Annotated in this window: 16 protein-coding genes and 2 tRNA genes; 15 read left to right on the forward strand and 3 right to left on the reverse strand. The window is 61.2% G+C overall.

Going from position 1 to position 12,114, the window contains the following annotated elements:
* Positions 1 to 153 precede the first annotated feature (153 nt).
* The 5 genes from NWI01_RS18855 (at position 154) to NWI01_RS09135 (ending at position 3,131) form a co-directional block, all read left to right on the forward strand.
* Positions 154 to 1,275, forward strand: coding sequence for a M15 family metallopeptidase (locus NWI01_RS18855; protein ID WP_181410421.1), 1,122 nt, complete (start codon positions 154 to 156; stop codon positions 1,273 to 1,275).
* Positions 1,275 to 1,613, forward strand: a complete 339-nt coding sequence (locus NWI01_RS09120) for a hypothetical protein (protein WP_141383549.1) — start codon at positions 1,275 to 1,277, stop codon at positions 1,611 to 1,613. Before NWI01_RS18855 ends, NWI01_RS09120 begins: the two co-directional genes overlap by 1 nt.
* Positions 1,614 to 1,814: 201 nt before the next feature.
* Positions 1,815 to 2,249 (forward strand): hypothetical protein, encoded by a 435-nt coding sequence (locus NWI01_RS09125; protein WP_141383550.1) that lies wholly within the window; start codon positions 1,815 to 1,817, stop codon positions 2,247 to 2,249.
* Positions 2,233 to 2,541 carry a hypothetical protein gene (locus NWI01_RS09130; protein WP_141383551.1) on the forward strand — a complete coding sequence of 103 codons (309 nt, stop codon included), beginning with the start codon at positions 2,233 to 2,235 and terminating at the stop codon, positions 2,539 to 2,541. The genes NWI01_RS09125 and NWI01_RS09130 overlap by 17 nt, the downstream gene beginning before the upstream one ends.
* A gap of 275 nt (positions 2,542 to 2,816) precedes the next feature.
* A complete protein-coding gene (locus NWI01_RS09135; RefSeq protein ID WP_141383552.1) occupies positions 2,817 to 3,131 on the forward strand; it encodes a hypothetical protein in 315 nt (104 codons plus the stop codon).
* Here the strand turns inward: NWI01_RS09135 and NWI01_RS09140 are convergent.
* Positions 3,132 to 3,206 (reverse strand) — tRNA-Gln (locus NWI01_RS09140).
* 25 nt (positions 3,207 to 3,231) lie between these two features.
* Positions 3,232 to 3,306, reverse strand: a tRNA-Thr gene (locus tag NWI01_RS09145).
* A 93-nt stretch (positions 3,307 to 3,399) separates the two neighbouring features.
* Here NWI01_RS09145 and NWI01_RS18860 point away from each other — a divergent pair.
* Positions 3,400 to 3,573, forward strand: coding sequence for a hypothetical protein (locus tag NWI01_RS18860; RefSeq protein WP_181410422.1), 174 nt, complete (start codon positions 3,400 to 3,402; stop codon positions 3,571 to 3,573).
* Positions 3,574 to 3,836: 263 nt separating this feature from the next.
* Here NWI01_RS18860 and NWI01_RS09150 read toward each other — a convergent pair whose 3' ends face one another.
* A complete protein-coding gene (locus tag NWI01_RS09150; protein WP_141383553.1) occupies positions 3,837 to 4,835 on the reverse strand; it encodes a DUF4062 domain-containing protein in 999 nt (332 codons plus the stop codon).
* Positions 4,836 to 5,035: 200 nt separating this feature from the next.
* On the opposite strand from NWI01_RS09150, the gene NWI01_RS09155 reads away from it, so the two are divergent.
* From NWI01_RS09155 to thiL, 9 genes are all read left to right on the forward strand, one after another.
* Positions 5,036 to 5,311 carry a hypothetical protein gene (locus NWI01_RS09155; protein WP_375782181.1) on the forward strand — a complete coding sequence of 92 codons (276 nt, stop codon included), beginning with the start codon at positions 5,036 to 5,038 and terminating at the stop codon, positions 5,309 to 5,311.
* Positions 5,312 to 5,380: 69 nt separating this feature from the next.
* Positions 5,381 to 5,578: a DUF3606 domain-containing protein gene (locus NWI01_RS09160; RefSeq protein ID WP_141383554.1), complete on the forward strand. Its 198-nt coding sequence runs from the start codon at positions 5,381 to 5,383 to the stop codon at positions 5,576 to 5,578.
* Between the two features lie 178 nt (positions 5,579 to 5,756).
* Positions 5,757 to 7,058, forward strand: a complete 1,302-nt coding sequence (gene glyA / locus NWI01_RS09165) for a serine hydroxymethyltransferase (protein ID WP_141383555.1) — start codon at positions 5,757 to 5,759, stop codon at positions 7,056 to 7,058.
* A gap of 131 nt (positions 7,059 to 7,189) precedes the next feature.
* The gene (gene nrdR, locus NWI01_RS09170; protein ID WP_011314983.1) at positions 7,190 to 7,672 is read left to right on the forward strand and encodes a transcriptional regulator NrdR; all 483 of its coding nucleotides are present in this window, start codon (positions 7,190 to 7,192) and stop codon (positions 7,670 to 7,672) included.
* Entirely contained in the window at positions 7,669 to 8,832 is a 1,164-nt protein-coding gene (gene ribD / locus NWI01_RS09175) for a bifunctional diaminohydroxyphosphoribosylaminopyrimidine deaminase/5-amino-6-(5-phosphoribosylamino)uracil reductase RibD (protein WP_141383556.1), read from the forward strand. Before nrdR ends, ribD begins: the two co-directional genes overlap by 4 nt.
* A gap of 168 nt (positions 8,833 to 9,000) precedes the next feature.
* Positions 9,001 to 9,630: a riboflavin synthase gene (locus NWI01_RS09180; RefSeq protein WP_141383557.1), complete on the forward strand. Its 630-nt coding sequence runs from the start codon at positions 9,001 to 9,003 to the stop codon at positions 9,628 to 9,630.
* Positions 9,631 to 9,727: 97 nt separating this feature from the next.
* Entirely contained in the window at positions 9,728 to 10,219 is a 492-nt protein-coding gene (gene ribH, locus NWI01_RS09185; protein WP_141383558.1) for a 6,7-dimethyl-8-ribityllumazine synthase, read from the forward strand.
* Positions 10,220 to 10,226: 7 nt separating this feature from the next.
* Entirely contained in the window at positions 10,227 to 10,709 is a 483-nt protein-coding gene (gene nusB / locus NWI01_RS09190) for a transcription antitermination factor NusB (RefSeq protein WP_141383559.1), read from the forward strand.
* A gap of 279 nt (positions 10,710 to 10,988) precedes the next feature.
* Positions 10,989 to 11,957, forward strand: coding sequence for a thiamine-phosphate kinase (gene thiL / locus NWI01_RS09195; protein WP_141383560.1), 969 nt, complete (start codon positions 10,989 to 10,991; stop codon positions 11,955 to 11,957).
* Positions 11,958 to 12,114 lie beyond the last annotated feature (157 nt).

The following is a 12,114-nucleotide window of genomic DNA, read 5'->3' on the forward strand; positions in this document are numbered from 1 at the left end:
AACCCCCAAAGGACCCACCAATGCCCAGCCTCGATTCCGGGGGCGCTGGCGTGTGGCCTGACGGGGCATTGACCATTCACCGCGGCGCGTAGGCACGCCCGCATTTCACTCAAACATGAGCCCAACCAACCTCTTTTCCGGGGACGAGAACCTATGACCAAATGGCCGAAGGACAATCAAGCTGCGCGGAACGCCTTCTATGGCGATCCGGGCAGGGGGCAGATTGGTCCGCAGATGGTGCCCGTCGTGCCGCCGTTTGCGATGTATTACGAGGGCAAGCGGGTCAAGGCGATCCAGTTTCACCGCAAGGCGGCTCCCGCTCTGCTCGCGGCGCTGAACGAAATCTGGGACTACTGCCAGCACGACCAGGCCAGGATCGATGCCGCCGGCGTCTCCCGCTACGCCGGCGCCTACAATCACCGCAAGGTGCGCGGTTCAAAGACGAAGTGGTCGAACCATGCCTATGCCGCCGCGATCGACCTGAACGCGGGCGATAACGCGCTTGGCGTGAAGAAAGGCACCATGCCGCAATTCGTGGTGGATGCCTTCTGCCGGCAAGGGGCGATGTGGGGCGGCTGGTACCGAGGTCGCCCGGACTGGATGCATTTCGAGTTCGTCGACAACGGCGGCCACCAGCCACAGTCGCCGCCTCCGCCAGCGTGGCGTGAGCCGGTGAAGTTTTTTGACGAGACCGAGCCGGATGCGCCGGCCGACGAGCTCGAGGACAGCCCGCTCAGGCCCGTGCCGGCGGCCGCGTCGATCAACATCGAGACGGTGCAGCGCAAGCTGGACAGGCTCGGCTATCACGAGGTGGGTGGCATCGACGGTATCTGGGGCAGCAAGACGGCCGCCGCCATCGCTGCCTACAAGAACGACAAGGTGCTGTCCGGCGCGCCTGTCGTTGACGCGGCTTTGATTGCGTCGATCGACCAGAGCATCGCCGATGGATGGTATCGGCCGGTCGATGTCGATCGCATCAAAATTACCGCGAACGACATTGCGCCCGCGGTGCCGGCCGTCAAGCAGACGCTGTGGCAACGCTTCTGGGCGAAGGTCGTCGGCTTTGGAGCCATGATCGCAGCGCTCTTTCAAGGGCTGGCCGATCAATTCCACGCCGCCCGCGAATACGTGCAGCCGTTCACGACCTGGTTTCGTGACGTGCCCGGCTGGCTCTGGTTCGTCGGCATCGCAGGCGTCGCTCTGCTGATCTATCTCAGCGCCAACAAGGCGACCGAAAGCATCGTCGACGCCAAGCGAACGGGGAGGCTGAACTGATGGCAGCCATCCTTGCATTCTTTGCCTCGACCATGGGCCGATACCTGATCATCGGCGGCCTGGTGCTGGCCGCTGTCGTCGGCATCCGACAGTCCGGCATCAATTCCGAGCGCCGCAAGTGCGAGGCGGCCGCCCATCAACGCGCCGTCGAAATCATGCAGCGCGACATCGCGATCGGCCAGCTTCAGCAGAAGCTCGACAATGCCATTTCAGCAGAACAGTCCGAACAGGAAAGGGTAGACCGTGAAGTTCAAGAAAAACTCGAAGCCGAACTCGCGAGGCGTCCTATTGCTGATCAGTGCCTTCTCAGCGAGCCTGATGCTCGGCGGTTGCGCTAGTCGTGGCATCGAGCCGCTGGCGCGCAATCTCCCTGCGACGCCTGCTTTTGCAAAGACGGTCAGCGTCCCGGATCCGAAAGCAGGCGAAAGCGCGATCGCCGTTGCTGCTCGAGAACGCGCCGGCCGAAAGCGCGCCAACACCACGATCCTGAATTTCAGGAAGTGGTACGGCGGGGTGCGCGAAGCTTACGGGAATCAGCGATGACGTGCTCCCTCCGCGGCATCTTGATCCATTTCAACAACCGCATTTCCGAGGTCGCGGCGGCGTGCGTCATGCTCGGCATCGGCGTGCAGATTATCGCCGCGCCGGTCCCGACCGATTACCACGCGCTGGACATGCTGCTGGTCTACATTTCCGGCGACATGGTTGCGGCCGGTTTCATTCTGGGTGGCGCCATCCGGATGGCCGCGTTGATCGCAAACGGGCACTGGCCGAAATATGGGCCATGGATCCGGTCAATCGGTGCTCTCGCCGGGGCGCTTCTGTGGTCGCAGATGTTCCTGAGCCTGATCGTTCTTCCTGCCGAAAAGCTCACGTCGCTCAACGCGCCGTTCTGCCTGGTCTTCACCTGCGTTGAATTGTTGTCGGTCTACCGGGCCTTGGCGATGAGGGACCATTATGGAAGGGGCGTCTGAAAAGGCGTTCGGAGCGCTCGGGCAATTCCCGATCATCCAGGCCGCCGTCGCCATCCTGATCCTGCTCGGCGGCGTCTACATGATCTTCAAGGCCTACATGGACAAGAGCAAAGGACCTGATCCAATGCCGCAATGGCTGATGATGGGGCCGCTCCACGACATGATGGAGGCGGTGCACGACATCGCCGAGGAAAGCCGAAAGTCCAACGATCTGCTCAAGGAATGCCGGGACGCGCTGCTGGCGTGCAAGTCGGCGCTCGAGCTGATCCGGAATGAATCGCGGCTGCGGTGATGCGTGATCGGGACTGCCAGCAGGGGCTGGGGGCCTACAACACCGGCAGTCCCTAGTCGAAGGCAACGCCGCCGACCTTCTGACCATATCCTGAAATCTATGGAGACACCATGATCCTGCGACTTCTCGCGGGCGCGCTTCTGTGCGCCATGACAATTCACGCCGCCGATGCGAGGCCGAGGCATCATCGGCACCATATTGATATATCTCAACAATCCCGCTTATTACGGGAAAATCCCGTAATTAAACCGATCCCTCCCGGCCTTCACCGCGTCATGGCGACCGGTGCTGGGCGCATCGTCGGCGGGCGTCCACGAGGCTGTCCGCGCCGGTACTGCGGCTGCGGGGCCTCGCTTCACATCTTCGGCCGGATTATCCCGAGGCTGAACCTCGCGGCGAACTGGCTGCGCTTCCCAAGAGCCGCCCCAGCGCCCGGCATGGTCGCGGCAAGGCGAGGTCATGTGTTCGTTTTGAAGCGGCACCTGCACGGCAAGGTGTGGCTGGTCCACGACAGCAATTCCGGCCGGGGCAAGACCCGCGTTCATCCGAGATCGATTGCGGGCTTCACGATCGTGGATCCGAGAGGGTGATGGCACTCGCTGCTAGATTCGAACTGGCGTCTGCGGAATCAAAATCCGCCGTCTTAACCGCTGGACCAAGCGAGTATGGTCTAGCGTCGTTGCTCGAATGTGGTGCCGACGGGCTGGAATCGAACCGCCGTCTGAACTTTACAAGAGAACCGTTCTGCCACTGAACTACGTCGGCGCATGGCTATGCTCCGGTCGTTCGTGTTGTCGTGGTGGCAAAGGTCTTCATGCGGAACACCCTAACACGTCGCGCACAGGAACGGAATCCCTGATGCAATCTATCCTCGCCCTCATCGGCACCCTGTCATTCAGCCTCGGGGCTGTGCTGGGCTTCCTGGCCGGCTGGATGCGCCTTTGCGACAGCGGGAGCGATCTGGCGGGCAGGGTGCTCGGCGTAGGCGTCACGCTGCTGCTGCTCGGGTGGCTGATGATGGAGGTGGCCTAAAGATAAAGACGTTCGAGCGACTGATTTTTGAACCCCTTGTTGAAAAAATTATTTTGCTTGGCTCCGCTCATGCCGCCTCTCCGTGCGAGGGGTGCGGGGGACGCTCAAAATTCCTTTTACGCATCAATGGACAGGAAGTGCCAATGTGCGGGCGTTCTGCATTGATATTACTTGCGTAGTTCACATCTTTCGAGCGCACCACCTGACAAGACGGATCGAGAAACATCCACGTTTTCTTGTCAAAACCGCCTGTGTGCGGTTGATCAAGTTGCGGCGGAGCCTGAGTGGCCGATCGGTATGTGCCCCGACTCGGAAAACCGTCTTCCTTCTTCGGTCAGGGCCCAGGCGATATGATTGGAAAAACCCGCGATGATCGACCGGGACCTGATCAAACCCAGAGCTTCCAGTTTATCCCGAATGATGATGGTGCTCTTGTCGCTAAGTTCGCAGGGGTCAGAAATATGAAGTTTCTGCCGGAACCAGAATCCAATAAGCTCTCGAATGTATGCTTCTGATGGGCTCTTGAGAAGATGGCCATAGAGCCCGGCAAAAAGGTCGCCCAATAAAATTGGGCGCGATATTTTGTCCGGCGTCCCTTCTTCCGTTCGATAAATAAGCAATTCCACTGTAATTGAGTCGGCCAGCCCTGCTGGAGTCGGATGAGATGATGACTTGTCGCTATCGAGATCGGCAAGCTTCTGACGCAGATCCGCATTCTCGATTCTCAGCTTTTCCAGTTCCTGAAGAAGCTTCGGATTGATGGCCTGGTCTCCGCGTATCCAGCCAACACCCGGTTTCAAATTCACAGCAGTTGCGACGGCCATCACAACCTTCATGCAAAGATCGTTTTCATTGCTCCAGAATTCGACGATGCGACCGGTTTTCAAACGAGCTTTGAAAGCATCCAGTTTTTCTTTTAGCGGCGCATCCGGTTCAATCGTGTCGTCTGCAATGTTGCCCGGATTTTCCGGAAAAAACGCAAGGATCGGAATGTCCTTTGATCGCGCATACGCAAAGGTATCTTCCGCGAAAATCAGTTCATGATCCGACAGCGAGCCGTAACGGCGGCCGACGATGATGATGTAATAGTCGCTGCGATCGATGATCCGCTTGATATAGTCCAGTTGCTGCTGATCGGTGACCGGGAACGATTCCATGCCGGCGGGCATGTATCCCGCCTTCGCCAGCGTGTTGCCGGCGGCCTGACGCTCCTTCAGATCGGCGTCCACCGAAGCAATGAAAATCTGAAAAACCCGATCCACTTGAACTTTTCCTTGTCGCGGGACTTTACCCTGCGCTGCCGGCACCCGGATTTGTCAATCACTTGTCATGTGGTCGGGATAAGTGGAAGGCGTTTCGGGCAGGTCGCGGCCCCACCCGTTGCGGGTTAATCTTTTGTTTACCATGCGACTCATAGGCTTCGTTCATGATGATCTCACGCAGCAACACTCGAAACGATATCATGTCGCTCGAAACCGCCGCGACGGTGGCGCGGGGCGGCTTTGCCTGCCTCTTTTCATCGTCCGACGAGTACGAGCAGGCGCTTATCGCCGAGCGCCATGCCCGGGGCCGCTATACATCCACGCGACGGCTGGTCGATGACGGCCTTGATTGCTCCGCGGGGTACGATCGTCGGCACGATGCCCCGCTGGATGCAGCATCAGCCAAGCGGGCAACCGCGAGAGGATCACTGGCCCGGATGTTCTGGCTGACGGTTGGCCACTGTTTCCCGAAGTAGAGCACCGGATTTTTAACCGTGGTTGCCGGGCAGGGTGGCGGAACGCCGCTCGAATGCTAGAATTGCGGGATGATCCGGCTTGTCACAGTCGCCTCCGTGATATCCACGTACCAGAAACCCGCGGTCGTGGTGGATCCGAATGACAACGCCCAGACCGAGCTTTGGGCAAGCCGGCTGAACGTATCCCGCGAGAGGCTGCTGGAGACGATTTCCGAGGTAGGGCCGTCGCTGGCCGCCGTGCGGCATCGCCTGGAAAAGCAAGAATAAAAGTTCCCCGCCGGGGTTTCGCGACAGGCATCCACCATATATTGGCCGGACATCGGAGCCGAGCCGCAACACCTTGGCCGCTCCGATTCGATGTGCTATCTGGCGGAAGCCGCTTCGATCATCCGCTATTGCTGTTCGCACCCGTGCATCACGGTCTGCGCCGCCGAGGATATTTTGCATGGATTCTTCCGCCAAGACCGCTTCCGCCCCTGATCCGTTCTTTGCGGCCACGCTGGCCGAAGCCGATCCGGAGATCGCCGCCGCGATCAACGGCGAACTGGGCCGTCAGCGTCACGAGATCGAGTTGATCGCGTCGGAGAACATCGTCAGCCGTGCGGTTCTGGAGGCGCAGGGCTCGGTGATGACCAACAAGTACGCGGAGGGTTATCCGGGTGCGCGCTATTACGGCGGATGCGAATGGGTGGATGTCGCCGAAACGCTGGCGATCGAGCGCGCCAAAAAGCTGTTCGGCGCCCGTTTTGCCAACGTCCAGCCGAATTCGGGCAGCCAGATGAACCAGGCGGTGTTTCTGGCGCTGCTACAGCCGGGCGATACCTTCATGGGCCTCGACCTGGCTGCCGGAGGGCACCTGACGCACGGCGCGCCGGTCAACATGTCCGGCAAGTGGTTCAAGGTCGCGCACTACACCGTACGGCGCGACGATCACCTGATCGATATGGACGAGGTGGCCCGCCGCGCCGAGGAGGTGAAGCCGAAGCTGATCATCGCCGGCGGCTCGGCCTATTCGCGGCCATGGGATTTCAAGCGCTTTCGTGAGATCGCCGACAGCGTCGGCGCCTATCTGATGGTGGATATGGCGCATTTCGCGGGCCTGGTTGCCGGCGGCGTCCATGCGTCGCCAGTGCCGCACGCGCATGTGACGACGACCACGACCCACAAGTCGCTACGCGGTCCGCGCGGCGGCCTGATCCTGTGTAATGACGAAGCGCTCGCCAAGAAGTTCAATTCGGCCATTTTTCCGGGGTTGCAGGGCGGCCCGCTGATGCATGTCATCGCCGCCAAGGCCGTGGCGCTCGGTGAAGCGCTGCGGCCGGACTTCAAGATCTACGCGAAGAACGTAGTCGAAAACGCCAGGGCGCTTGCTGAAAGCCTGCGTGGTCATGGGTTCGACATCGTCTCCGGCGGCACGGACAACCACCTGATGCTGGTGGATTTGCGCCCCAAGGGGCTGAAAGGCAACGTTTCGGAAAAGGCGCTCGTTCGCGCCGGCCTGACCTGCAACAAGAACGGCATTCCCTTCGATCCCGAAAAGCCGTTCGTGACCTCGGGCCTGCGTCTCGGTACGCCGGCCACCACCACGCGCGGCTTCGGGGTGAGCGAATTCAAACAGGTCGGCGGCCTGATAGCGGAAGTGCTTACGGCCATCGCACAGGCCGAGGACGGCAAGGCCCCGCTGGTCGAGGCGGCGGTGAAGGAGAAGGTCAAGGCGCTGACGGATCGCTTTCCGATCTATCAATAAAGTCGAGGTCGATGGGATCCGCAGACGTGTCCAAACTTACGGGGTCATGCGCGGGCTTGACCCGCACATCCATCGATCTTGTGAGAATGATGGATTGCCGGGTTGAGCCCGGCAATGACGGGGAATAACCGATGCGCTGCCCGAGCTGCAACAGTTTGGATACGCAGGTCAAGGATTCCCGGCCGACCGAGGATTCCGCTGTCATACGGCGCAGGCGGGTCTGCATGGCCTGCAATTTCCGGTTCACGACGTTTGAGCGGGTGCAACTGCGCGAACTCACGGTGATCAAGCGCAACGGCCGGCGGGTGCCGTTCGATCGCGACAAGCTGGTACGCTCGCTGCAAATCAGCCTGCGCAAGCGGCCGGTCGAACCCGAGCGCATCGAAACCATGGTCTCGGCCATCGTCCGCGAACTCGAAAGTGGCGGTGAAGCTGAAATTTCGTCCGAAACCATCGGCGAGATCGTCATGGAGCACCTGCGCAGCCTCGACGACGTGGCCTATGTGCGCTTCGCCTCGGTCTACCGCAATTTCCGCGAGGCCAAGGATTTCGAGGCGGTACTGGGCGAACTTTCCAGCGAGGACGATCCGCGGCGGGTTCCGCTCCGCAAATGATCTTCGGCGCTTTGGAAGAGCAGCACGGCGCCAGCCTCCGGACGGAGAAGGCCGTCGATTTGCATTTCATGCAGCTGGCGCTTGCGCTCGGCCGCCGCAGCCTGGGCGCGAGCGCGCCCAACCCGGCCGTGGGCGCCGTCATCGTGAAGGACGGTGTGATCGTCGGCCGCGGCTGGACCCAGCCGGGAGGGCGTCCGCACGCGGAGGCCGAGGCGCTGCGGCGCGCGGGGGAGGCGGCGCGTGGTGCGACATTGTATGTCACGCTGGAGCCGTGTTCTCATGTGGGAAAAACGCCGCCTTGCGCGGACGCCGTGATCGTAGCCGGCATTACGCGGGTTGTATCCGCGATCGAGGATCCCACGCCCGAAGTCTCCGGGCAGGGCCATGCGCGGTTGCGGGCTGCTGGTGTATTGGTGGACGTCGGACTTTGCGCGGCCGAGGCGGCGCATCATCATGCCGGCCATTTCCGGCGGGTCCGGGACAGGCGCCCGCACACCATTCTCAAGCTCGCGGTGTCCAGCGACGGAAAGATCGCCGCCGCTGGAGGGGTGCCGGTCGCCATCACAGGCGAGGCTGCGCGGGCGCGGGCGCATCTTCTGCGCGCGCAATGCAGCGCGATCCTGGTCGGCATCGGCACCGTACTGGCCGATGATCCCCTCCTGACCTGCCGGCTTCCCGGCATGGAAACGCGCTCGCCGCTACGCGTGGTTCTGGATCAGGCGCTGCGCATTCCGGAAAGCAGCCGCCTTGTTCAGTCCGCGCGCGAGACCCCGCTCTGGATCATGACCTCGGAATTTGCCGAATCATCAAGGGCGGTGAAGCTTGGCGCGGCTGGCGTGCAGGTGATGCGCGTTCCGGCCGCGGCTGGTGCGCCCGGGCTCGATCTCGTGGCGGTTCTTCGCGCTCTCTCGGAAAGCGGAGTCACCCGGCTGGTGGTGGAAGGCGGCGCGCGCGTTGCGTCGTCGCTCATCGCGGCGGCGCTGGTTGACGAAGCCTGGCTGCTGCGCGGTCCGGATCCAATTGGCGACGACGGCGTGGCCGCACTCGGGGCCTTGCCGCTGACCGCCATTACCGGGTCGCCGGAGTTCAGGATGCGTGCGGGCGAGACGCTGGATCAGGACGCTCTCGCGATTTACGAACGTGTCCAGAGCATAAGTTGAATCCGACCATGCTCTGGAAATTATTGTCTGATCGCTTTTTGTTGCGGCGAACCGGTATCCACTTCGCCGGAAAATGCTCTAAATTGAGTTGCGCTTAAGCCGTCATGCTCGCCCCGGCGTCGGGCGTCTCTCTCGGCGCTGCGGAAGTACTGGATTCGGAAGGTTCTGATGTTCACCGGTATAGTGACCGACATCGGCGAGATCGAAAGCGTCACGCTCACGGCGCAGAACCGGCTGCACCGCCTCCGTATCCTCTGTCACTACGATCAAACCACCATCGCGGATGGCGCATCGATCGCCTGCAACGGCGCGTGTCTGACGGTCGTTGCCTCCGGCGTCGCCGCCGGCTTGACCTGGTTCGATGTCGATGTCGGGGCGGAGACGCTCGACGTGACGACGGCGAAACACTGGGCTGTGGGAACGCGGCTCAATCTTGAACGCGCATTGAAGATCGGCGACGAGCTTGGTGGCCATATTGTCGCGGGTCACGTCGATGGAATCGCGACCATACTGACGCGCGACGATCAGCACGGCATGGCGCGCTTTGAATTCTCGACAGCTCCGAAGCTGGCGCGTTTCATCGCGGTCAAGGGTTCGGTGACGCTTGACGGCGTATCGCTGACGGTGAACAGCGTTCGGAACGAGGCGTTTTCGGTACTCACAATTCCGCGCACGCTTGACCTTACCACGCTGGGGAACTGGCGCCCCAACAGCGAGGTCAATATCGAGGTCGACCTGATGGCGCGTTATGCCGCGCGCCTGAGCGAAATGACCTGCGCTTCCTCGACGGAGGCGTGATACGAGCTTCACTCCTGATTCAATCAGAAGAAAAGCTCTAGCCCTTTTCAACAATAACGGATACCGGGCAGGCACGGCACGGCGAACCGGAGCAGGTATGGCAGAGGCAAGGCACGCACCGCTTAAAGATCAAACGAGCGTCTCCGGCGCGCGTGTTCTGATCGTGGAGGCGCGGTTCTATGATGACATCCAGGATGCGTTGCTGGAAGGAGCGGTCGCCGAACTGCAATCTGCCGGCGTCCATCATGACGTCGTCACCGTTCCGGGCGCGCTGGAGATTCCCGCGGCCATTGTCTTCGCGCTTGATGCGGCCGAGCGCAGCGGCGAGCCTTACGATGCGGTGGTCGCGCTCGGATGCGTCGTGCGGGGCGATACCATCCATTTCGAGATTGTTTCGATGGAATCCGCGCGCGCGCTGATGGATCTGTCGGTGCAGCGTGGCGTCGCTCTCGGCAATGGCATCATCACCGTCAATACCGACGCGCAGGCGTGGGCGAGGGCGCGCGCGGGCGAATTGAACAAGGGCGGCCACGCGGCGCAGGCGGCGTTGACAATGCTGCGGCTGAAACGCCGGTTGGCGAAGGCGTAACGGAGCGATGGCGGACATCAAGGCAAGCATTGACAGGAAGGCAAACAGGCGCGGCGCGGCGCGGCTCGCCGCGGTGCAGGCGCTGTATCAGATGGAAATCAGCGGCGCAGGCATCAACGATGTCTTCGCGGAGTTCGACAGTCACTGGCTCGGCAACGAAGTCGAGGGCGACAGGTATCTTCCTGCCGAGGCCGCCTTCTTTCGAGACGTGGTGGCGGGCGTGGTTCGCGATCAGGTGAGGATCGACCCCTTGATCGACGATGCGCTCTCAAAAAGCTGGCCGCTGAAGCGGGTCGCCGCGATCCTGCGCGCGGTGCTGCGCGCGGGCTCATACGAACTGGAGCACCGCAAGGATGTTCCGGCGCGGGTGGTGGTTTCTGAATATGTCGATGTCGCGCACGCTTTCGTCGAAAAGGATGAAGCCGGCATGGTGAATGCAGTGCTTGACCAGATCGCGCGCCGTTTTCGCAACGCCGAGTTTACTCGCTAGAGCATGATCCCGAAAAGTGGAAACCGGTTTTCGGAGAAGATCATGCTCAAACAAAAAGATAAGCAACGAGTCTGATTCAACGCAGTTGAAACAGACTCTGGAGCCTTTTCGCTTCTGATGGAATCAGAAGCGAGGCTCGATGATCTTGATTGATGCGTTTTCTTCACGCGAACCGGATTCCATCCTTAGGGTCAAGCCCGGGGACATGCTTCGCTCGAAAACGCTATAGCAAAACATATTCCGCTGCGGCGGCGCGGATGAGCCTCGACGGGTCGAAATATGTCAGGTGAAGACGAACTGATCGCTCGCTACTTCAAGCCGATCGCGACCGATCCGGGGGCGCTCGGGCTCACTGACGATGCGGCGATCTTGAAGGGTGGCGGCGACGATCTCGTGGTTACAACCGACGCGATCGTCGAAGGGGTGCATTTTCGGAATGATGATCCGCCTGAAACTGTCGCCAGGAAAGCATTGCGGGTCAATCTTTCCGATCTCGCCGCCAAGGGAGCCACGCCTGCCGGATTTGTTCTGACTCTGGCCTTGCGTGAACTGGATGAGAGATGGCTCGCGGCCTTCGCGAGCGGGCTTGCCGACGACGCGATCACCTTTGATTGTCCGCTGCTCGGTGGTGACACGGTGTCGACGCCGGGGCCGCTGACGATGTCCATCACGGCCTTCGGTCGCGCGCCACGCGGTGGAATGATCTTGCGCAGCCGCGCGCAGCCCGGCGACCGTATCGCCGTTTCCGGCACGATCGGCGACGCGGCGCTCGGGCTCGCCATCCTCTCAGGCAACGTGACGGTCAGCGATCCCAGGATTTGTGAGCCGCTGATCGAGCGATACCGGATCCCGCAGCCGCGCGTTCGCCTCGCACAGGCTGTTCGCAACCACGCGCGCGCGGCGATGGATGTTTCCGATGGTCTGGCCGGTGATCTCGCAAAACTTTGCAGAGCGTCCGGGGTTTCGGCAATCATCGATGCCGCGGCCGTTCCGTTTTCCGAAGCCGCACGCGGAGTGATGGAGCAAGGAAAGGCGAGTTTCGCCTCCGCTGTGAGCGGCGGCGACGATTATGAGGTTTTGTGTACAGTCGCGAAGGATCACTGGGATGATTTCGCGCAGGCGGCACGCAGCGTCGGCGTCGCTGTAACACCGATCGGAGAGGTCATCGCGAACAACGCAACTCCGAAATGGCGCGACGCAAAGGGTGAGGATATCGCGCTCCCGCCGCTTTCCTACAGTCACTTCTGAAAACGGGCCTCTTGGCCCTACATACAAAAATGCCCGGCCAGAGCGGAATGAGGAAAAGTGTGTAGCGGTTTTCCGCCCGCATCCCGCTCTAAATATTGGCATCGATCATGTCGATGGTTCTGGATCGATTCGATCCAAAACCATCGTGATCTAGAGC

Source organism: Nitrobacter winogradskyi, from assembly GCF_006539545.1.
Classification (GTDB): domain Bacteria; phylum Pseudomonadota; class Alphaproteobacteria; order Rhizobiales; family Xanthobacteraceae; genus Nitrobacter; species Nitrobacter winogradskyi_A.

Excerpts from the sequence above, each read along its gene's own strand:
- NWI01_RS18855 (WP_181410421.1), top strand. The coding sequence starts at position 154 with ATGACCAAATGGCCGAAGGACAATCAAGCTGCGCGGAACGCCTTCTAT.
- NWI01_RS09120 (WP_141383549.1), top strand. The coding sequence starts at position 1,275 with ATGGCAGCCATCCTTGCATTCTTTGCCTCGACCATGGGCCGATACCTG.
- NWI01_RS09125 (WP_141383550.1), top strand. The coding sequence starts at position 1,815 with ATGACGTGCTCCCTCCGCGGCATCTTGATCCATTTCAACAACCGCATT.
- NWI01_RS09130 (WP_141383551.1), top strand. The coding sequence starts at position 2,233 with ATGGAAGGGGCGTCTGAAAAGGCGTTCGGAGCGCTCGGGCAATTCCCG.
- NWI01_RS09135 (WP_141383552.1), top strand. The coding sequence starts at position 2,817 with ATGGCGACCGGTGCTGGGCGCATCGTCGGCGGGCGTCCACGAGGCTGT.
- NWI01_RS18860 (WP_181410422.1), top strand. The coding sequence starts at position 3,400 with ATGCAATCTATCCTCGCCCTCATCGGCACCCTGTCATTCAGCCTCGGG.
- NWI01_RS09155 (WP_375782181.1), top strand. The coding sequence starts at position 5,036 with ATGTCGCTCGAAACCGCCGCGACGGTGGCGCGGGGCGGCTTTGCCTGC.
- NWI01_RS09160 (WP_141383554.1), top strand. The coding sequence starts at position 5,381 with ATGATCCGGCTTGTCACAGTCGCCTCCGTGATATCCACGTACCAGAAA.
- glyA (WP_141383555.1), top strand. The coding sequence starts at position 5,757 with ATGGATTCTTCCGCCAAGACCGCTTCCGCCCCTGATCCGTTCTTTGCG.
- nrdR (WP_011314983.1), top strand. The coding sequence starts at position 7,190 with ATGCGCTGCCCGAGCTGCAACAGTTTGGATACGCAGGTCAAGGATTCC.
- ribD (WP_141383556.1), top strand. The coding sequence starts at position 7,669 with ATGATCTTCGGCGCTTTGGAAGAGCAGCACGGCGCCAGCCTCCGGACG.
- NWI01_RS09180 (WP_141383557.1), top strand. The coding sequence starts at position 9,001 with ATGTTCACCGGTATAGTGACCGACATCGGCGAGATCGAAAGCGTCACG.
- ribH (WP_141383558.1), top strand. The coding sequence starts at position 9,728 with ATGGCAGAGGCAAGGCACGCACCGCTTAAAGATCAAACGAGCGTCTCC.
- nusB (WP_141383559.1), top strand. The coding sequence starts at position 10,227 with ATGGCGGACATCAAGGCAAGCATTGACAGGAAGGCAAACAGGCGCGGC.
- thiL (WP_141383560.1), top strand. The coding sequence starts at position 10,989 with ATGTCAGGTGAAGACGAACTGATCGCTCGCTACTTCAAGCCGATCGCG.